Below are 21,283 nucleotides of genomic sequence, written 5' to 3' on the forward strand. Positions count from 1 at the left end.
CGGTGGGTCGGGCTACAAGGCCCGCTGCACGGGGTTTTGCTCCTGCCAATGCAGTATTTCACGAAACGCGCGGTCCGTCCGGGTCGGGGGGATATGTGCAAGGTGTGCGGCGCTGGCACAACAGTGCGTTGGGCCGTCGGCTGGCCAGTTTGTCCCCGTTATGTGTCATTGATGCACCCGTCCGCGCCATGGCACCGGGGCTGTCAGGGCGCGGTGCGGCTGCGCAGCTGCAGGTCTGCAAAGTCGCCATTGGCCTGCGTGATGCGGATGCGCACCGGCAGGTAGCCCAGCGCGGGTGCCACCCACAGCTCGGCTTTCTGGTCGTAGTCCTTGCGCGGCAGGCGCTGCAGCTTGAGGGCCAGCGTGGGGCCGGCGGGCAGGTCCAGGGTTTCGGTGGCTTCCACGCTGAAGGTCCAGCGGTCGGCGCTGCGGGCGCTCACGGTGGTCAGCGTGATGTGCGTGCCCGGCACAAACCTGCCCGGGTCGGCCGCCAGCAGGGCGCCCAACTGAATGAACACGCTGAGCCGGTCCTGCGTGCCAGGGCCCAGCGCGGCCTCTGGGGTATTGGCGCTGAAGATCACACGGCTCTTGGCGTAGTCAAAGTGCGCAGCCTGCTCGCTGCGCGACTTGTCGGAAAACCGTTCGGGCAACAGCCCCTGGCTGCTGATGGTGCCCACACTGCGCTGCGCGCGGCTGCCCACCAGAAACGCACTGACCTCCTGCCGGGCCTCGTACCGGGCGCCGTCGTGCTGCCACAGCAGTTCGGCGCGGGCGTTGTAGGCAAACTTCTTGGCCTGGCCGCTCACATCAAAGGCCAGCCGCGCGGGCGGGGGCAGTCGGGCAGGCGGCGGTGCGGTGCTGGCGCTGCGGCCTGCGCCGTCGCCCGGCGGGCTGATGTCCACGCCCGCGCCTGCGGGTGTGTCGGTACTGGCCGGCAAGGGGCCAGAGGCAGGGGCCCCCCGTGCCACCGGGCCAGACGCTGCGGCCTGCGGGCTGGGGGCTGCTGCGGTGTCTACGTCCGGTTGCGCGCCCGCGATCTGTGTTTCTGCAGTGGGCTGCGCGGATTCGCCGCTGGCATCGGTTGCGGTGGCCGCGGCGGTGTCGGCTGGTGTGCTGTGGGGTGTGGGCGGCTGTGCAGGCTGCCTCGCCGTGGCGGGCGGCTTTCGCGGCGCCGGGCGGGCGGCTGGGGCGGGTCGCGGCGGCGCGGGCGATGCGGCCTCGGGTGTCTGTGCGGCGGGCAATACCGGCGGGGCCGCCGCAATGCTGCGGGTACTGAACACCTTGCCCGCAGGCTGCGGCGCATGGTCCCAGCCCAGCGACACACCGCCCAGCACCAGCCAGTGCAGGGCCAGCACCACCGCGGTGATCAGGAACAGGGCGCGCCGCGGCACGGGTTTTGGCTGGGTCAGGCGCTGCCAGCGCCCAGGTCACGCGACAGCTGGGCGGCAGCCGCGCGCAGGGGCACATCCACCGCGCCGCCCCACTCGGGGTCAAAGGTGGCAATCGAGCCCAGCGTGGTGATGCCCAGTTCCAGGTGGCCGTCCGAGTCGAACACCGGCGCACAGAACGCCACGATGCCGGGCAGCAGGGTATCGACCACGCGGGCCGCGCCACGCTCGCGCACTTCGGCCAGCAGCGTGTTCACCTCGGCCATGGTGGCGGGCAGGTCGGTGCGGCGCATCTTCACGGCGCGGCCCAGTTCTTCCTTGAGCAGCGGCGCCACCACCTCGGGCGCCATGTGGGCGGCAAAGCACCGGCCCGTGGCCGACGAGAGCAGTGGCATCACGTCGCCCAGGCGCAGGTTGGCGGTGACGGCCTGGGGCGATTCCTCCCAGTGCACGATGGTGGGGCCGTGGTTGCCCCACACGGCCAGTGCGAGCGTGTGGCCGATGCTTTCCATCAGCTCGGGCATGCGCTCGCGGGCCATGCGCACGGCATCCAGCCGGGCCAGCGATGCCAGCCCCAGCTTCAGCGCGGCGGGGCCCAGGTCGTAGCGCGCGGTGCGGGCGTCCTGCACCACCAGCCCTAGGCGCTGGAAGCTCACCAGATAGCGGTGCGCCTTGGCCGCGCTCATGCCGCCGGCGGCCGCCACATCCTTGAGCATCAGCGGCCCGCGGGAGCGCGTCAGCCCCTCCAGCAAGGCGAAACCGACCTCCACCGACTGAATACCTGCACGTTCTTTGGCCATGTGCACTAAAATCCGCGTGTTTTGTTTAGTTAAATCAATTTACCCCAGCGTAATTCCGCTAGGGGCCCCGGCATCACTGGCGCGCGTCGGTGGTGGTGCAGGGCGCTCTGGTGGATCCACTTTTCACAGAACGTCACCCTGAGACAAAGGTCCTGCCACCATGAAACTTGCTACCTACAAAGACGGCTCGCGCGACGGCCAACTCGTTGTCGTATCCCGCGATCTGGGCACAGCCCATTATGCGACCGGCATTGCCAGCAAGATGCAGCAGGTGCTGGACGACTGGGGCTTCCTCTCGCCCCAGCTGCAGGACCTCTACGACCAGCTCAACAGCGGCCGCGCGCGCCACGCTTTCCCGTTTGACCCGGCCCAGTGCATGGCCCCGCTGCCCCGCGCCTACCAGTGGGCCGATGGCTCGGCCTACATCAACCACGTGGAACTGGTGCGCAAGGCGCGCAACTCTGAAGTGCCCGAGAGCTTCTACACCGACCCGCTGATGTACCAGGGCGGCAGCGACGATTTCATCGGCCCCTGCGACGACGTGGTGGTCCCCAGCGAAGCCATGGGCATCGACTTCGAGGCCGAGATCGCTGTGGTGACCGGCGACGTGAAGATGGGCACCGACGCCGACCAGGCGCTCGATGGCATCCGTCTGGTGATGATTGCCAACGACGTGAGCCTGCGCAACCTGATCCCGGCCGAGCTGGCCAAGGGCTTCGGTTTCTTCCAGAGCAAGCCCGCCACCGCGTTCGGCCCGGTGGCCGTCACGCTGGACGAGCTGGGCGACGCATGGGACCACGGCCGCCTGCACCTCACGGTGCAATCCACCTGGAACGGCCGCAAGGTCGGCATGTGCGACGCCGGCCCCGAGATGACCTTCCACTTCGGCCAGCTGATCGCCCATGTGGCCAAGACGCGCAACGTGCGCGCGGGCTCCATCATCGGCAGCGGCACGGTGAGCAACAAGGGCATCACCGACGCCAGCGGCCGCACCGAGTGGCCCAAGGGCTACAGCTGCATCGCCGAAAAGCGTTGCATCGAAACCATCCAGGACGGCAAGCCCAGCACTGAATTCATGAAGTTTGGCGACACCATCCGCATCGAGGTCAAGGGCAAGGATGGTGCGAGCATCTTTGGGGCCATTGACCAGGCTATCGCGGCGCCAGCTGCCTGAGCGTCCAAAACCGGCCCCCGTGCCGGTTTTAGAGAAAAAATGGCTGCAAGCGCTTATATCAATTGGTATTTTAGCTATTAAATAAGTAGCAATTGCCGCTGTCACCTGCGCGCGGCAGGGTTTGTGCAAAGCCGCTACCCTGCGGGGCTTCGTTTCACAAGCAAGCCGCACCATGCTCAATTTTGACTTTCACAACCCCACCCACATCGCCTTCGGCCAGGGCCGCATTGCCGACCTTGCCAAGCTGGTGCCCGCTGCCGCCAAAGTGCTGATCGTGGTCGGCGGCGCCAGTGCCGAGAAGACCGGCACCCTGGCTGAGGTGCGCGCTGCGCTGGGCGACCGTCAGCACGCCACCTTCGCAGGCATCGAGCCCAACCCCAGCTACGAAACGTCGATGAACGCCGTCGCCCAGGTGCGCGAGGGCGGGTTCGACTTTTTGCTGGCCGTGGGGGGCGGCTCGGTCATCGACGCGACCAAGTTCATCGCAGCCGCAGCGCTGTTTGAAGGCGAGCCCTGGGCCATCCTGGAGAAGTTCGGCCGCAACGTCACGCGTGCGCTGCCGTTCGGTGCGGTGCTCACGCTGCCCGCGACGGGCTCCGAGATGAATAACGGCAGCGTCATCACGCACCGCGGCAAGGGCGCCAAGCTGCCGTTCAACAGCGTGCATACCTACCCGGTGTTCTCGGTACTCGACCCGACCAAGACCTACACCTTGCCGCCCCAGCAACTGGCCAATGGGGTGGTCGATGCATTCGTGCACACGGTGGAGCAGTACCTGACCTACCCGGTCAACGCGCCCGTGCAGGACCGCTTTGCCGAAGGCATTTTGCAGACGCTGATCGAGGTGGGTCCGCGCCTGCTGACTGCGCCCGAGCCGGTGTACGACGACCGCGCCAACCTGATGTGGGCCGCCACCATGGCGCTCAACGGGCTGATTGGCGCCGGGGTGCCGCAGGACTGGGCCACGCACATGATTGGCCACGAGCTGACCGCCGCGCACGGCATCGACCATGCGCGCACGCTCGCCATCGTGCTGCCCGCGCTGCTCCACGAGCGCCGCGTGCCCAAGCAGGCCAAGCTGCTGCAATACGCCGAGCGCGTGTGGGGCATCACCACGGGCACCGACGACGAGCGCATCACCGCCGCCATCGAGCGCACGCGCGACTTCTTTGAAAGCATGGGCATCCGCACGCGCCTGTCGGGCTACGGGCTGGGTGCGGACGCCATCGGCCCGCTGATCGCACAACTGGAAGCGCACGGCATGGTCAAGCTGGGTGAGCAGCGCGAGATCACGCCGGCCGTCAGCCGCCGCATCCTGGAAGCAGCGCTGTAAGTGCTTTGCACAGGCCGGGCCGGCATGCGTTGGCCCTGCCGGCAGTGCATTTCGCGGCGCGCAGCGGCGTTTCGTCGCAAGGCGCTGGAGCCTGCACCGAGCGGTGCCTAAAGTGCCGTCAAGCCGCCCACCCCGGGCGGCCTTGGCGAAAGGCGCACCGTGATCCTCATCCTTACCTTGGCCCTGCGCGCTGCAGGGCGCAATGCCCTCATCCCAATGCTGTTGGCTTGCATGGCATTGCTGGCCTTCACCACGCCGGCATCTGCCCAGCATGCTGGCCTGCGCACCCTGGTGGTTCCCGGGGGCTCGCCGATCACGGTGGCGCTGTTCTATCCCACGCAGGTCGCTGACCGCACCGTGCCCATGGGCCCGTGGCAGCCCCGGGTGACGCCAGGCGCGCCGGTGGCGGCGACGCCCCTCAGGGGCCTCATCCTGATCTCGCACGGCACCGGCGGCCACGAGCTGGGCCACCACAACCTGGCCACGCGACTGGCGGCCGATGGCTACTTGGTGGCCGCGCTGCGCCACCCCGGCGACAACTGGGAAGACCGGTCGATGGTCACCTCGGGCCACTACTTCAGCGAGCGCCCGCGCCAGGTCAGCCGCGTGCTGGATGCCCTGCTGGCCAGCGCCGAATGGGGCCCGCACATCCCGGCCGGACGCATCGGCGCCGTGGGGCATTCGGCGGGCGGCTACACCGTGCTGGCGCTGGCGGGCGGGCAGGCTGAACCGGCGCGCGCGGTGCAGCATTGCCGCAGCGTGACGGATGACCCTGGGTTTTGCAGCCTGGGCAAGCTGCATGCGCGGAGCGACACCGTTGCGGCAGGGCCTGTACCGGTCGCCACCGCCGCGGCGCAGGGCGCAGCCCCCACGCAGGACGGCCCGCTGGTCGCCGTACCTGACCCTCGCATTGGCGCCGTGGTGGCCATGGCGCCGATGGCCGTCGTGTTCACTCCTGCAAGCCTTCGTGCCGTCAGCATTCCGGTGCGTCTGCGCGTGGCGGGGCGCGATGCCGTGCTCAACGGCGCGTACCACGGCAACTATGTGGCCACGCATATGCCGTCGGCCAAGGCGAGCATAGTGCCGGGTGCGGGCCACTTCGCCTTCATGGCCCAGCCCGTCTGGCCCCTGCCTTCCGATGCAGGCGATGCGGCTGCCAACCCCGAGGGCTTCGACCGGGTGGCCTACCACGCCACGCTGGAAAATGACGTGGCGGAGTTCTTCGGCGCGCAGTGGCGTTGAGGGGCGGCGAGGCCTGGTCCCTGCGCACCGCGCGTGCCGTTCTGTAGGCCAATGCCGCAACCGTGCACGCACCGCGGCACAAAGGCCGGTTGGCTGCTACGGTGGCGTTCCTTGCGCTTGCGCAGATCCACGCCACCACGAAAGCGACCCCATGCCACACATCCTCATGGTTCTGACATCCCACGACCAGCTGGGCGACACCGGCAAAAAGACCGGCTTCTGGCTGGAAGAGTTTGCCGCCCCGTACTACGTGTTCAAGGACGCGGGCGCCCAGGTCACGCTGGCATCGCCCCTGGGCGGCCAGCCGCCGCTGGACCCCAAGAGCGACGAGCCCGGAGCGCAGACCGATGCCACCCGCCGCTTCAAGGCCGACGCTCCTGCGCAGGCCGCGCTGGCCAGCACCGTGCAGCTCGATGGCGTGGACCCGGCTGACTTTGACGCCGTGTTCTACCCCGGCGGCCACGGCCCGCTGTGGGACCTGGCGTATGACGCACGCTCCATCGCCCTCATCGAAGCCACGCTGGGCGCCGGCAAGCCCCTGGCCGCCGTGTGCCATGCGCCCGGCGTGCTGCGCGGCGCCAAGGCGCAAGACGGCACACCGCTGGTGCGCGGCAAGAACGTGACCGGCTTCACCAACGGTGAGGAAGCCGCCGCGGGCCTCACCGATGTGGTCCCGTTCCTGGTGGAAGACATGCTCATGTCACACGGCGCGCTGTATACCAAGCAGGGCGACTGGCAGCCGCATGTGGTGACGGATGGCCTGCTCATCACCGGGCAGAACCCGGCGTCGTCGGAGCCGGCGGCGAAGGCGCTGCTGAAGGCGCTGGGCAGCCTGGCGTGAAGCGGCAGCAGGTGCAGTGTTCCACCGGGCGGCAGGATCGCGCCCCTGCTGCTTGCCGGGGCGCTGTCAGGGCGCTGAAACACGGAGTTTTGGTCAAATCGGCCTGTAGTCCATGATTTGATTGCCTCTAATGCTATAAATTAAATAGCATAAGACCAGGGCTGCTCCCCTTCAGCCTGAAGGCTGGTCGCTAAAAGCCAAGGTCAGGGCAAACGCCAACGCGCACGGGGCATCCAGGCTACAAAGGCGGCCGCTATACCCCGTCGGCTCAGGCGGCAGCAGCCTTCGCACTGCCCGCTGCCGTCACCGGCCCTGCGTGGGCCTCCACCTGCACCAGGCAGTCATAAAACGTGGGCGCCCTGCCCAGGTCGGTCAGGGCCTGGCTGGTCACCTCGTTCACGTTGGTGCCGTTCAGCCCGAGCTTGCGCCACCAGATCCCCAGGCCGTTGACCACGCCCGGCCGCGCGCGGCGCGACACCGTGGCGTGGCACAGGTAGCTGCCCCGGTCGTTGAACACGCGCACCACCGCATCGTTGCCTATACCCCGGGCCTCGGCATCGTCGGGGTGCATCTCCAGCACCGGGCGGCCTTCAATGTCGCGCAGGCTTTGCACGTTCACGAAGGTGGAGTTCAAAAAGTTGCGCGCGGGCGGCGAGATCATGGCCAGCGGGTAGCGGGCGCTGGTGCCCGCCAGTTCGTGGTTGGGCAGGTGGTCGGGCAGACCGTCCAGCCCTTGCGCCGCCAGGCGGGCGCTGTAGAACTCACACTTGCCGCTGGGGCTGGGAAAATTGCCTTCGGCAAACGGTGCATCAGGTACAGCCAGCGTGGCAAAGCCCTGGCTTTCGAGCAGCGCGTAGTCCACCGCGTCGCCAAAGGCCTGGCGGCACAGGGCCTCATCGGTGTCGGCGAAGCAGGGCTCGGTGTAGCCCATGCGCGCGGCCAAGTCACGAAAGATTTGTGCGTTGCTACGCGCCTGCCCCACGGGCGCGACGGCAGGGCGGTTGAGCACCACGTCGGTATGGCCGTAGGACAGGTGCACATCCCATTGCTCCAGCTGCGTGGTGGCGGGCAGGATGTAGTCGGCCCAGTCGGCGGTGTCGGTCTGGAAATGCTCCAGCACCACGGTGAACAGGTCTTCGCGCGAAAAGCCCTGCACCACCTTGCCCGAGTCGGGTGCCACGGCCACGGGGTTGCTGTTGTAGACCACGATGGCCTCCACCTTGGGCCCGAACGCGGGCGCGGCCTCGCGCAGCAGATCGTCGCCAATGGTGGACATGTTGATCGTGCGCGGCGTTTTCGATGGCATCAGATCGGGCCGCTGCAGCACGGCGCGCTGTGCCGGAAACTGCCCTGAGCTCGATAGCAGCATGCCGCCCGCACGGTGTCGCCACGCGCCGGTCAGCGCCGGCAGGCAGGCCACGGCGCGCACCGCATTGCCGCCGCCGCGCACGCGCTGCATGCCGTAGTTCAGGCGAATGGCGGCGGGCTTCGTCGTACCGTAGTCCTGGGCGAGCTGGCGGATCTGCTCCACCGGAATGCCGCACACCTCGGCCGCGCGCTCGGGCGGCCATTGCAGTGCGCGTTCGCGCAGCGCGTCCCACCCCAGCGTGTGGCGGGCGATGTAGTCGTGGTCCAGCCAGTCATGGGCAATCAGCTCGTGCATCAGCGCGAGCGCCAGCGCCGCATCGGTGCCGGGGCGCAGCGCGATGTGTTCGTGGCACTTGTCGGCGGTTTCGCTCTTGCGCGGGTCGATGCAGACCAGCCGGGCGCCGTCGCGCTTGGCCTGCTGGGCAAAGCGCCAGAAGTGCAGGTTGCTGCCAATCGAATTGCTGCCCCAGATGATGATGAGCTTTGACTCGGCGAAGAACTCGACCTTCATGCCCACCTTGCCGCCCAGCGTCTGCACCAGGGCCTCGGCCCCAGCCGATGCACAGATGGTGCGATCGAGCTGCGAGGCGCCCAGTTGGTGGAAAAACCGTCGGTCCATGCTTTCGCCTTGCACCATGCCCATGGTGCCGGCGTAGCTGTAGGGCAGGACGGCTTCGGGCGCGCGCGCCGCGATGGATTGCAGGCGCTGGGCGATGTCAGCCAGGGCCTCGTCCCAGCTGACGGGCGTGAACTGCCCGCTGCCTTTGGGCCCGCTCCGCTTGAGCGGTGTGAGGATGCGCTCGGGGTGGTAGGTGCGCTCGGTGTACTTGCTCACCTTGGCACACAGCACGCCGCCCGTGTGCAGGTGTTCAGGGTTGCCCTGTACACGGGTGGCCACGCCGCCCTCCACGGTGGTGATCAGGGCGCAGGTATCAGGGCAGTCGTGGGGGCAGGCGCCGCGCACACTTTTGCTTACAACCGGAGCGGGAGTTACTACTGAAGTCGCAGTCATTTGCAAGTCGGGATCGTTAAACTTCGCCAACAGTGACACACCTGCATACACAGGCAACGTCCAGAAAAAAGAGCCCGCCAGCAGGCGGCGCGAGTGGCTCAGCCCTCAACTGTTCAAGCATTCACCGGGGATTTCACCATGAACAAGACGCTATTGGGACGCAGGCAGTTTTCCGTAGGTCTGGGCGCGGCTGCGTTGGGCGGGTTTCACATGGCCCATGCCCAATCCGAGGGGCGCATCATCTTGGGCCAGTCCGCCCCATTCACCGGTCCAGCCGCGCAACTGGGCATCCAGTTCAACCTCGGCGCCAAGCTCTATTTCGACCAGCTCAATGCCCAGGGTGGCCTGGGCAAGCGCACCATCGAAATTCGAACCATGGACGACGGCTACGAGCCCGACCGATGCGCCGAAAACACCCGCAAACTCATTGCCGAGGACGTATTTGCGCTGTTCGGCTACATCGGCACGCCTACCAGTCTGGCGGCGATGCCCATCTTCTCCAAGGAAAAGGTGCCGTTCTTCGGTCCATTCACAGGTGCCGAGGCTCTGCGGCAGCCCTTTAACCGCCTGATCTTCCATGTGCGGGCTTCGTACTACGACGAGACCGCGCTCATCGTGCGCCAGCTCACCAACCTGGGCCTCAAGAAGATCGCGGTGTTCTACCAGAACGACGCCTACGGCAAGGCTGGGCTCGATGGTGTGACCCGCGCTCTGACCGAACTCAAGCTCACTCCTGTTGCCACGGCTACGGTCGAGCGCAATTCGACCGATGTGAAGGCCGCTACCGAAAAGCTGGTGGCCGCTGCGCCCGATGCCGTGGTGCAGATTGCGGCCTATGGCGGCGCTGCGGCCTTTGTGCGGTCGGCCCGCAAGGCGGGCTTTGGCGGTACGTTCTACAACGTGTCTTTCGTGGGTACGCAAGCCCTGGCCGATGAACTCGGCAAGGACGGGGCCGGTGTGGTGGTGTCGCAGGTCGTGCCCTCGCCCTACCAGCCCTCGCGCCAGATCACGCGCGAATTCCTGGAGGCCATCAAGAAGGGTGGCGACAAGGTGCAGGCCAACTACTCCAGTCTGGAGGGGTTCCTCGCCGCGCGCATTTTCACCGAAGGGTTGCGCCAGGCGCAGGGCAACGGCAAGCTCACGCGAGAGAACCTCATTTCGGGCCTGGAGGGCCTGGGCTCGCAAATGATCTCGGGCTACCCGGTCACCTACGGCCCCAACGACCACTCGGCATCGACTTTTGTGGAGATGTCGATGCTGACTGGCGACGGGCGGGTGCGGACCTGAGGGGCTCATTCGCTACCCACGCTATTGCCTTCCCTGGAACCTTCGGCTGCCAGATTACGCCCCTCTTTGGGTGTAACAAAATGTGTTGCGCACACAACACGTTTGTTATCGTTTAGCATTTTTGCTGATTTGCTGTGGCTTTTTCTACATAATCCACCGATTGCGGACGATGTGACGCCCGCTCGTTACAGCTCGCGAGGAGCAAGATTTCCTCGCGATACCAAGGGTGGGTGGTATGTCGGCTTCCTTGATTTCGCGCCTGAAAATCTGTCTTTCAGCTGCGCTGCTATTCGCCGGTCTGCATTCGCTGGCTGACCCGTTCCCTCCTACCCTCGCCAACGGTGCAGCCCATTTCCCGCCGGTAGCGTGGCCTGCCGAGCCAACAAATCCGTTGCAGTGCGGAGCCAGTTGCGGTGAGTGGCAGCCCTACACCCGGTTCCAGAGCGGCGTGGCAGACCCTCGTACGCAGGATCCGTCCAATGGGGGCACGGCACCTCAGAACTACGTCAACATCGCGTCGTCGTGCGTCGACAAGAATGCGCCCAGCGTGTACTTCGCTCTGCGGCAGGGCGCCAACCCCAATGGCAGCGAGGACACCATCATGTTCCGCTGGCGGGTGGAGCAGATCGCCAACACCTACGCCACCGGGCCCAGTGCGGGGGCTTACGGCGCTTCGGATCCCTGGAGTTCTGCGCTGTGGAGCGTGCTGTTCGATGTGGACGGTGATGGATACCTGGATCTGGCGGCCCATCTGGACGGGTCTTCCGGCGCACCTGCCGCTTCGATCGATCGCATCGCCGGCATCTGGAGCAAGCGCCCCACCCAATCGCTCGATTACCTTGGCGACCCGAGCAATGTTCAGTTGCTTGCGCACAACCCGACTGCCTTCGTCGATCCGGGCACAGGCCGGTTGCTGAACTTCGGCGTGCGGTCGGCGGGAGTGCCCCAGCCGACCTGGCCCAACGGAAGCGCCGAGACCACCTGGGACTATGGCACCACCCGTGCCAAGCGGGTGAGCAGCAGCCCCTGCAATGAGTTCTTCATCGATTACCAGATTCCGGTGAAGATGCTCGATGCGAGCACGCAGGGTGGGCCCAAGATCACGCGCAGCACGCCGATCTCGATGGTGTTCTGCACGGCAAACAGCCTGAACAACCCGTTCCAGAAAGACTGCGCCATCAACGCCAGTTGGACGGGCGCCTCGGCGCGGCCAGCGCCCTTCGGAGACTACGTTTCGTTCAACCAGGCGGCGCCATATGCGCAGCCTATCGTTTCCAAGGTGGTCGCCACCCCGCCGAACACCTGTCCGGGAAACTACACGCTCACCGCCACCGTCCAAGACACGCTGGCGGTGGTCAACGGAAGCGTGGTGGCGTCGGTGCAGGCAGTTCGTTTCTATTCCTACCACGATGCCAACGGAAACGGACTCGCCGACGATGGCGGGACATGGACATTCGCGGCCGACGCTACGTTACGCCCCGGGACCTTGAACACCTGGGTCGCCCAGTGGAGCGGCGCAGGGTTGCCCAAGGGCAGCTACCTCATCGGTGTGCAAGCGCTGGACGACAACACCAAGGTCGATCTGGGTGTGACGCCCTCCGGCGTGAACAATCGCACGTTTTCGTACGTCGCTGGAGATGCCGAGAACCGCATCGAGGTCAGCGGGACGACTTATGCCACGGTACCTGTGCACAGCCCAGCGATGGCGTCTCCCGGGGCGACAGAGAACTGGTGGGGCAACCCCTCGGTGACAGGCAATCAGGTAGCCCTTGTGGGGCTTGCGCTGAACGACTGCGGCGTGGCGCCGACCCTGACCAAAGCAGCGAGCACCGCGAACCTGTCGGTGGGTGGCCAGATCGACTACACCTTGACCGTCACCAACAGCCTGTCGCAGGTGCTCACCATCGACCGCATCGACGACAGCTTGCCGTCCGGCTTTTCGGTGGTCAGCACGGCGCCGGGAACGCTGACACCATCGGGCAGCCCGACACCCGGGGCCACTGGCACGGTGAGCTGGACGTTTTCGCCTGCTGCCTCGCTGGCTGCGGGCGCAACTGGAACGTTTGCCTTTCGCGCCCAGGCAGGTAACGTGGCCGGGAACTACAACAACACCGCCACCGCGAACACGAGCTTCGGTACATTGACTGCTGCCCCTGTGCCTGTGGCGGTCGATGGCGCCCGTCTTTCTTTCACCAAAACGCCCAGCACCTACCAGGCCACAGCCGACGGCAGTACGCCGCTGGTGTACACACTGCGCTATGCCAACGATTCCACCGTGGCTGTGGCCAATGCGCGGATCGTCGACACGCTGCCAGCGGGCGTCACGTACGCCAACTGCACAGGCGGGTGCAGCGTCTCGGGCAACCAGGTGACATGGTCGCTCGGCACGCTGGCTGGCGGCGCCTCGGGCTCGGTGCAGGTCACTATTACTGTCAATAGCGGCTACCCCACGTCGAGCCTCACCAACAGCGCCACACTGGACGGTTCCGACCCCGCAGGCAATCCTGTGTCCCAGTCGGCGTCTTCGACCGTGTCGGTCCCTGCCAGCGGAACCGCTGCGCCCGCGTTCGCGTTCACCAAGACGGCATCGGCTGCACAGGTTGCACCGGGCGCAACCGTGGTCTGGACCTTGGCGTACAACAACTACGGCAACGCGGCGGCCAGCGGTGTGACGATCTCGGATCCGATGCCAGCCGGTTTCACCTACGTTTCCAGCACAGGCGGCGGCGTGCTCAGTGGAAGCTCAGTGTCCTGGAACATTGGCGCAGTAGCAGCTGGGGCCGGGGGGGCAGTCACCGTCACGGCGCGGGCAGATGCGGTCTTCACAGCGCTGAACCCCGCTACCAATACGGCCAGCCTCAACTGGACGGGCAATGCAGGCAGTCCGATCCAGGCCTCCGTACAGACCGGCGTGACCGGTCAGTCGTGCAGCAAATACTATTTCCGCAACAGCTCCCTCAACGTCGGTGCCGTGGCCGGTAGCCAGCTGATCGCCACGCAGTCGACGGCAGTTCCCACGGGTGCTGGCGCCGTCAAGGCGGTCAACGTGCCGGCGAGCAGCGGAAGCTTTGTGACGGCGCTGGAGTTCTACACGGATCCGGTGACGGCGTCGTCGGTGAACTTCAACGGCGCCATCACCTCCTACATCTACGTCGACCGCGCCAACGGCCCGGGGCTCCAGGTCCGGACCGAGGTGTTCGACTACGACACGGCTACGGGCACGCTTACCTCCATCGGGACGGCATCCACCATCCAGATGAACGGCAGCACCAAGGGACTGGTGCGCGACGGGTCCAACAACCCGCCCGCGTTCAATGCCACCGGGACATTGCTCAAGGGGCATCGTCTGCTGTTCCGCTACAGCGTGCTGTCGGCCAATACGCAGACGTTTACCGTCAATTTCCAGTACGACGGCAATGCAGTGCCAAACCCCAACAGCGGGGGGACCATCGACGCACCTTCGCGCGGAGAGTTCTGCGTGACGCCACCTGCCAACCTCGCTTTCCAGAAAACCGTGGACAAGAGTTCGGTCAGCGGTGGCGTTCAGACGGCGGTGCAGTACACCCTGTCTTTTGCCAATACGGGCCAGACCAAAGCCACTGGCGTGCAGATCGTCGATACCCTGCCATCGGGGATCAGCTTCTTGAGTGCGACCCTCAACGGGGGTGCGATCACACCGGTGCAGTCGGGTCAGCAACTGACCTTCAACGGCATTCGCTCCACCACAGACGCCACGCCGGGCGAAGTGTCCGGAGGCACTTCGGGCAACCTGGTGGTCCAGGCAACGGTGGATGCGGCGGCTACGGGGGCGTTGCAAAACACTGCTTCGATCAGCAGCGCCCAGACCAATCCCAATTCCGCGTCGGCGACCACCTACGTGCAAGGTGGATCGGGGACTCCCCAACTGGCCGTGCAGGTGGCGGCCGACCGGACGACGGCGGTGCCAGGTGACACTGTCACGTATACCGTCACCGTCGTAAATGTTGGCACAGCCGCTGCGAGCAATGTGACCGTCTCTAATCCACTCCCACTGCGCAGCTACTACACATATGGAAGCTGCTCGGGCGGTTGCACGTTGACTGGCAGCACCGCGCAGTGGTCGCTGGCCTCCCTGGCTGTCGGGGGCACAGCCTCGTATACCTTCACCATGCAGGTTGGAACTGCCGGGCTGAACCCCGGCGTCACGGTTGTCCCCGACCAGGCCTCGGCCCAGGCCACATCGGTAGCGAGTGTTAGCAGCAACATCGTCAACGTCAGTATCAGCGGCAACCCGCAGCTTGGCTTCACAAAGCAGGTGTCCGGCCCTGCCAACCCCACGCCGGGGCAGACTCTGACGTACACACTGAGCGTCTCCAACACCGGCAGCGCTGCAGCCACGGCCGTGGTGGTGACCGACCCGATCCCCGCGGGTCTGCGTTACAGCGGTACGGTCAGCACAAGCATGGGATCGGCCAGCTTTGATGCTGTGAACAACCGCATGGTATTTGCCGTTGGCGACCTCGGCGCGGGCGGGACGGCCACGTTGAGCTTCGGCGCTGTGGTGCAGGCCTTGGCTGCAGGCAATACGCCCATCCTGAACACGGCAACGGCGTCGGCGCAAAACGCGCCGAGCCGCACGGCCAGTGTGTCTGTCACCGCGACCGCTACCCCGCAGCTCACGCTGACCAAGCAGGGGCCGGCGCAGGTCAGCGAGCCGGCTGCCCTGCTCACCCAGCCTGCCAGCAACACGACCGTGCTGCGCGTGAACGACAGCAGCCAGATCGCACTGGGCCAGTATGTGGCCGTAGGGGGCTCCACGGTACGGGTTGTGGGGCTTTCGCCCACTACGCTGACGCTGGCCTCTCCAGTTTCCGCGGCGTCGGGTGCGCAGGTGCGGGCGGCGGTCACCTACACGTTGACTTACCAGAACACGGGAGCCGCCACCGCCACCAACGTGGACTTGACCGACACTCTTCCTGCGGGGCTGGCCTTTGTGGCGGCCGATCCACCGGCGACAGTGTCTGGCAGCAGCGTCACGTGGAGTCTTGGCAACCTCGACCCCCAAGCTGGTGGCTCGGTCCAGCTCGTGGCCCTGCCGGCGTCTGCAGGCAGCTACACCAACCAGGCCAGCATTCAATGCGGGGTATGTGGCGCTGCGGTACCTGCGAGTGCGACGACGTCGGTAGGCGGGCTCGTCGTGACCAAGCGCACCACCACGCCTTCGGTAGCCGCCGGCGGCCTGGCGCACTACGTGATCGATGTGCGCAACACGGCAGCCACTGCGATCAACGGCGTATCGGCAACCGACGTGCTCGCATCGGGCTTTCAATACGAGTCCACGACCGAGGTGCTCAACGACGGGGCGCTCGTGGTGCCCGCATCGGCCCCGGCGCCGGGCGATACCAACCTGTCCTGGGGGGCTTTCGTCCTGCAACCTGGCAAGACGCTCACCGTGCGTTTCGCTGCGCGCGTGTCGGTGAACGCGGGCACGGCGACGTACCAGAACGACGCTTCGGCGCTGCCTTCCAACCGCACCGTGGCGTACGACTTCCTGGCGTCGACCGCGGAGGACGTGGTCGTGCTGGGGACCGATGCGGGCCAGATATCCGGGGTGGTGTTTCAGGATGCCGACAACAACGGTACCTATGACGCCGCGCTGGATACACCCCTGTCGGGCGTGACCATGCGTTTCTTCGACGGCACCAATACCCTCATGTACGAGGAGGTGACCGACGCTGCGGGCCGTTACAGCCGCGTCGTGCCCCTTGGCACATGGACTGTGCAGGCGGTGACCACCGGCCTGCCGGCGTCCCTGAACCTGGGCGCGAGTTTCAGCAATCCCGCCACGGTGATGGTCGCTGCGCAAGAGAGCAAACAGGCTTTCATGGGGTTTGTCAGCGCGGCAGCGCTGCCGGACCTGACGCTGGCCAAGTCACACACCGGCAACTTCAGCCAGGGCCAGACTGGCGCGCAATACAGCCTTGTCGTCACCAATGGAGGTACCGGTGCCACATCGGGTACCGTTACGGTGAGCGACACGCTACCGGCAGGCCTCACCGCTACGGCGCTGAGCGGTACCGGCTGGACCTGCACGCTGGCTACGGTAACCTGCACGCGCTCGGACGCGCTGGCCTCAGGGGGGGGCTATCCCGCGATCACGCTCACTGTGAGCGTGGCCGCCAACGCTGCAGCGCAGGTCACCAACCAGGCGGCTGTAAGCGGTGGTGGCGAGACCAACACGAGCAACAACAGCGCGAGCGACCCCACCACCATCACGGCGGTGTCCCTGGCGCCCGATCTCACCCTGACAAAAACCCACACGGGCAACTTCACTCAGGGCCAGACGGGCGCGACTTATGTCATCACGGTGCGCAATACCGGCGGGGGGCCGACCTCGGGCGCCGTCACGGTGACCGACACCCTTCCCACGGGCCTTGCAGCCACCGCCATTGGGGGTACCGGTTGGACCTGCGTCCTCGGCACGCTGAGTTGCACGCGCAGCGATGCGCTTGCTCCCGCGGCAGCGTGGCCGCCGATCACTGTGACGGTGACGGTGGCCACGAACGCCGCGGCGTCGGTCACGAATACGGCCACCGTGTCCGGCGGTGGCGACGCGTCGCCCGGCAACAACACGGCCACCGACCCCACCACGGTGGCGGCCTGTGGCTGTACGGTGGCAGGCCATGTGTTCAGGGACCTCAACCGCAATGGCGTGAAGGACGCAGGTGAGCCACCTTTCGCGAATGTGTCCATCACGCTGCAGCAGGTCACCCAGGGCACGCCGGTGTCCCTGCAGTTACGGGGCGCGCCGCAGGTCAAAGCCGCGGGCACGTGGACGGCCATCACGGATGCCAGTGGGAATTTCAGCGTTCAGCTTCCGGGAGTGCAGGCGGTGAAGGTATTCGTCACGCCGCCCGCCGGGTACACCGAAACCACCAGCACCGACGGTCAGGTGGTCACTGTCGGCCAGACGCTGACCACGGCTTTGCCTGTCGGTCTCGTACCTGCCGGTCCGTCCAACGCCGCTGCCATACCGGTGTTCGGGCCATGGATGTGGGCCGTGCTGACCTTGCTGCTCGGTGGATTGGGCTGGCGCATGCAGGCCCGCGGCACAGACGGTCATAGCCCGGCCCGGTACGCGCGAGTGCGCCCCCGGCCGCGCCCCGGAGTCAGCCGAAAGCCCGGGTGGCCGCCAGACCTTGCATGAAGGCCTCGCAACGCGCCAGCTGCGCCAGGCTCACGTATTCGTCCGGCTGGTGCGCCTGCTGGATACTGCCTGGACCGCATACCACGGTAGAAATACCGGCGTTTTTGAAGAGGCCGGCTTCCGTGCCAAACGCCACCAGCGTGGTGCGCTCCTCGCCGGCCAGCTGCTGGGCCAGGCGCGTGACAGCGTCGTCCTTGCTGCCCAGAAAGCTGGGTATCTCGCAGATGGTCGAAAAGTCAAAACCTGCTGCGGGTGCCACGGCTTTCATGCGCGGCTCCAGCGAACGGGCATACGCCACCACATCGGCCTGCATCTGCGCGGCATTGGCCGTGGGCAGGTCGCGAAACTCGTAGCGGAACTCGGCATCGCGCGGCACCACGTTATCGGCAATGCCGCCGTGGAACTGGCCCACGCTGGTGGTCGAAAACGGCACGTCAAAACCCTCGAAGCGCGGCTCGTTCTTCTCGAAGTCTTCCCCCATGTCGCGCAGGCGCCCCACCACACGTGCCGCCATCTCGATGGCGTTGACCGAGTGCGGCGTGAGGGACGAATGTGCCTCCTTGCCGCGCACGCAGCACTTGTAGCGGTACACGCCCTTGTGCGCGATTGCGGGGATCATGCTGGTGGGCTCGCCCACGATGCAGGCCAGCGGCCTGATGCTGGCATCGCGCAGGTCGGCGATCAGCTCCTTGACGCCAAAGCAGCCCACCTCTTCGTCGTAGCTGAAGGCAAAGTGCACGGCAAACGGCGCGTTGCTGTTCAGGAACTGCTCGGCGTGCGACACAGCGATGCCGATGAAGGCCTTCATGTCGGCACTGCCGCGGCCGTACAGGCTGGGCCCCTCGGGGCCGGTTTGCAGGACGCCGCTCAAAGGGTCCATGGTCCAGTCCTGACCGTCCCACGGCACGGTATCGGTGTGGCCCGACAGGATGATGCCGGCCGGCTTGCCCTCGCCCAGCGTGGCAAACAGGTTGGCCTTGGTCTTGTCTTCGTTGTACGTCAGGCGGCTGGTGACGCCCAGCCGCGCGAGGTGGTCGCGGATGAAGTGGATCAGCTCCAGGTTGGAGTGGTGGCTGACCGTGTTCATGCGCACCAGGGTCTGCGCAAAGTCGAGGGCTTGGGAGGAGATCATGGTGCGCTGGCTGGTGATTAACCCGGACTGACAGAAAGCATCCAGTCGGGCTAGACTGTGAGATCGTAAGGACACATATCATGAACGTTATCGACTCGATCGTCACGCAGGCGGCCAGTATTGCAGCCGTGCGCCGGGACATTCACGCCCACCCCGAGCTGTGTTTTGAAGAGGTGCGCACCGCCGACGTGGTGGCACAGAAGCTGACCGAGTGGGGCATTCCCATCCACCGCGGCCTGGGCAAGACGGGCGTGGTCGGCATCGTCCACGGCCGCGATGGCGGCGCCAGCGGCCGGGCCATCGGTCTGCGGGCCGACATGGACGCACTGCCCATGCAAGAGTTCAATACCTTCGCCCACGCCAGCAAGTACCAGGGCAAGATGCACGCCTGCGGCCACGACGGCCATGTGGCCATGCTGCTGGCGGCGGCGCAGCACTTTGCCAAACACCGCAACTTTGACGGCACGGTGTACCTGATCTTCCAGCCGGCCGAAGAAGGCGGCGGCGGTGCCCGCGTGATGATCGAAGACGGCCTGTTCGAGCAGTTCCCCATGCAGGCCGTGTACGGCATGCACAACTGGCCCGGCATGCCCGTGGGCACCTTTGCCGTAAGCCCCGGCCCGGTGATGGCGTCGACCAGCGAATTCAAGATCACCCTGCGCGGCAAGGGTGGCCATGCGGCCCTGCCGCACACCGGTATCGACCCGGTGCCGATTGCCTGCCAGATGGTGCAGACCTTCCAGACCATCATCAGCCGCAACAAGAAGCCGGTGGATGCGGGTGTGATCTCGGTCACCATGATCCACGCGGGCGAGGCCACCAACGTGGTGCCCGACAGCGTGGAACTGCAGGGCACCGTGCGCACCTTCACGGTGGAGGTGCTGGACCTGATCGAAAAGCGCATGCGCCAGGTGGCCGAGCACACCTGCGCAGCGCACGACGCTACCTGCGAATTCGAGTTTGTGCGCAACTACCCGCCCACCATCAACACCGCACCCGAGGCCGATTTTGCCCGCAAGGTCATGGCCGGCATCGTGGGTGAAGAGCGCGTGCTGGCCCAGGAGCCCACCATGGGCGCCGAAGACTTTGCCTACATGCTGCAGGCCAAGCCGGGCGCGTACTGCTTCATCGCCAACGGCGAGGGCGACCATCGCGCCATCGGTCACGGCGGCGGCCCCTGCATGCTGCACAACCCCAGCTACGACTTCAATGACGACCTGATCCCGCTGGGCGCCACCTACTGGGTCAAGCTGGCCGAAGAGTGGCTGGCCCAGCCCACGCGCGCCGCCTGATCTCCGTCTGTCTGCCACCGCCATGCCCGGGCCCCCATGCCCGGGTTTTTCTTTTCTCCTGACCCTCCTGCGAAAGCCCCGCCATGATCGGTATTCCCCAAGCCTTCTCGCCCAGCTACGCCCGGGCGCGCGCACAGTTTCTGGAGGCGGCGGCAGCTGCCGGCCTGCCCATCGAATCGCACGCGCACCCGCTCAAGGGCCGCGACGGCGAAGACCTGGCCATGGATGTGGTGCGCGACGGCCCGGCCGATGCCGATAAGCTGCTCATCATCAGCAGCGCCTGCCATGGCGTGGAGGGCTACTGCGGCAGCGGCGTGCAGGTGTTTGCGCTGCACGATGCCGAGTGGCGCGCCAAGGCCCGCGCGGCCAACGTGGCCGTGGTGTACATCCACGCGCTCAACCCCTACGGCTTTTCGCACCTGCGCCGGTTCACGCACGAGAACGTGGACCTGAACCGCAATTTCCAGGATTTCTCCAAGCCCCTGCCCGGCAACGATGCCTACCGCGAGGTACACCCGCTGCTCTTGCCCGAGCAGTGGCCGCCGAACGCCGACAACGTGGCCGCGGTGCAGCAGTACATCGCCACCCGTGGCGAAGCCGCTTGGCAGGCTGCGATCTCGCGCGGGCAGCATGAGTTTGCCGACGGCCTGTTCTTCGGCGGCACCGAACCCACCTGGAGCAACCGCACGCTGCGCGCTGTGCTGCGCCAGCATGGAGCGGGTGCATCGCGCATCGCGTGGATCGACCTGCACACGGGCCTGGGCCCCAGCGGCCACGGCGAGCGCATCTTCGCTGGCAACGACGACGCCGTGGCCGTGGCCCGCGCCCGTGCGTGGTGGGACGGCGGCGGCGCGACGCCGGTCACGTCGATCTATGACGGCTCATCCACCTCGGCCTTCCTCACCGGGCTGATGTGGAACGCGATCTACGATGAGTGCCCAGAGGCCGAGCACACCGGCATCGCCATGGAGTACGGCACCGTGCCGGTGCTGCAGGTGATGGACGCCATCCGCGCCGAGCAGTGGCTCAACCTGCATCCCGAGGCACCGGCCGCGCAGGCTGCGCAGATCAAGGCGCAGATGCTGGCGGCCTTCTACACTGACACCGATGCCTGGAAGGGCCAGATCATCAGCCAGGCGCGGCAGTCGATGTTCCAGGCGGTGGATGGCCTTGCGGGGTGACTTTGAGGGCGAAATGACCTGCAGCCCTGGTTTTGACTGCCCTTTTT

The 21,283-nt window shown here is 66.3% G+C and carries 12 protein-coding genes; 8 read left to right on the top strand and 4 right to left on the bottom strand.

Annotated features, from left to right (window positions below; all coding sequences use genetic code 11):
- Nucleotides 1-203: 203 nt before the first annotated feature.
- Complete coding sequence (locus ACTPOI_RS04110; protein ID WP_440106675.1) at nt 204-1,391, bottom strand: DUF3108 domain-containing protein; 1,188 nt, start codon at nt 1,389-1,391, stop codon at nt 204-206.
- 14 nt (nt 1,392-1,405) lie between these two features.
- Nucleotides 1,406-2,188, bottom strand: coding sequence for an IclR family transcriptional regulator (locus ACTPOI_RS04115; RefSeq protein WP_440106677.1), 783 nt, complete (start codon nt 2,186-2,188; stop codon nt 1,406-1,408).
- Nucleotides 2,189-2,348: 160 nt separating this feature from the next.
- Here ACTPOI_RS04115 and ACTPOI_RS04120 point away from each other — a divergent pair, with 160 nt between their 5' ends.
- The 4 genes from ACTPOI_RS04120 (at nt 2,349) to ACTPOI_RS04135 (ending at nt 6,778) form a co-directional block, all read left to right on the top strand.
- Nucleotides 2,349-3,362: a fumarylacetoacetate hydrolase family protein gene (locus tag ACTPOI_RS04120; protein WP_440106679.1), complete on the top strand. Its 1,014-nt coding sequence runs from the start codon at nt 2,349-2,351 to the stop codon at nt 3,360-3,362.
- A 172-nt stretch (nt 3,363-3,534) separates the two neighbouring features.
- Entirely contained in the window at nt 3,535-4,695 is a 1,161-nt protein-coding gene (locus ACTPOI_RS04125) for an iron-containing alcohol dehydrogenase (RefSeq protein ID WP_440106681.1), read from the top strand.
- Between the two features lie 159 nt (nt 4,696-4,854).
- The gene (locus tag ACTPOI_RS04130; RefSeq protein WP_440106683.1) at nt 4,855-5,937 is read left to right on the top strand and encodes an alpha/beta hydrolase family protein; all 1,083 of its coding nucleotides are present in this window, start codon (nt 4,855-4,857) and stop codon (nt 5,935-5,937) included.
- Between the two features lie 151 nt (nt 5,938-6,088).
- Entirely contained in the window at nt 6,089-6,778 is a 690-nt protein-coding gene (locus tag ACTPOI_RS04135) for a type 1 glutamine amidotransferase domain-containing protein (RefSeq protein ID WP_440106685.1), read from the top strand.
- A gap of 268 nt (nt 6,779-7,046) precedes the next feature.
- On the opposite strand, the gene ACTPOI_RS04140 is transcribed toward ACTPOI_RS04135, so the two are convergent.
- Entirely contained in the window at nt 7,047-9,158 is a 2,112-nt protein-coding gene (locus ACTPOI_RS04140; RefSeq protein ID WP_440106687.1) for a molybdopterin-containing oxidoreductase family protein, read from the bottom strand.
- A 138-nt stretch (nt 9,159-9,296) separates the two neighbouring features.
- Between ACTPOI_RS04140 and ACTPOI_RS04145 the strand changes: the two genes are divergently transcribed.
- Together ACTPOI_RS04145 and ACTPOI_RS04150 are read left to right on the top strand one after the other, a co-directional pair.
- Nucleotides 9,297-10,445: an ABC transporter substrate-binding protein gene (locus tag ACTPOI_RS04145; protein ID WP_440106689.1), complete on the top strand. Its 1,149-nt coding sequence runs from the start codon at nt 9,297-9,299 to the stop codon at nt 10,443-10,445.
- Nucleotides 10,446-10,893: 448 nt separating this feature from the next.
- Nucleotides 10,894-17,631 carry a hypothetical protein gene (locus ACTPOI_RS04150; RefSeq protein ID WP_440106691.1) on the top strand — a complete coding sequence of 2,246 codons (6,738 nt, stop codon included), beginning with the start codon at nt 10,894-10,896 and terminating at the stop codon, nt 17,629-17,631.
- Here the strand turns inward: ACTPOI_RS04150 and argE are convergent.
- Nucleotides 17,594-18,763, bottom strand: coding sequence for an acetylornithine deacetylase (argE, locus tag ACTPOI_RS04155; RefSeq protein ID WP_440106693.1), 1,170 nt, complete (start codon nt 18,761-18,763; stop codon nt 17,594-17,596). The genes ACTPOI_RS04150 and argE overlap by 38 nt on opposite strands.
- Nucleotides 18,764-18,843: 80 nt before the next feature.
- On the opposite strand from argE, the gene ACTPOI_RS04160 reads away from it, so the two are divergent.
- Together ACTPOI_RS04160 and ACTPOI_RS04165 are read left to right on the top strand one after the other, a co-directional pair.
- Nucleotides 18,844-20,055 (top strand): M20 aminoacylase family protein, encoded by a 1,212-nt coding sequence (locus ACTPOI_RS04160; RefSeq protein ID WP_440106695.1) that lies wholly within the window; start codon nt 18,844-18,846, stop codon nt 20,053-20,055.
- Nucleotides 20,056-20,138: 83 nt separating this feature from the next.
- A complete protein-coding gene (locus ACTPOI_RS04165) occupies nt 20,139-21,236 on the top strand; it encodes a M14 family metallopeptidase (RefSeq protein ID WP_440106697.1) in 1,098 nt (365 codons plus the stop codon).
- Nucleotides 21,237-21,283 lie beyond the last annotated feature (47 nt).

The organism is Acidovorax sp. BL-A-41-H1 (assembly GCF_051942715.1).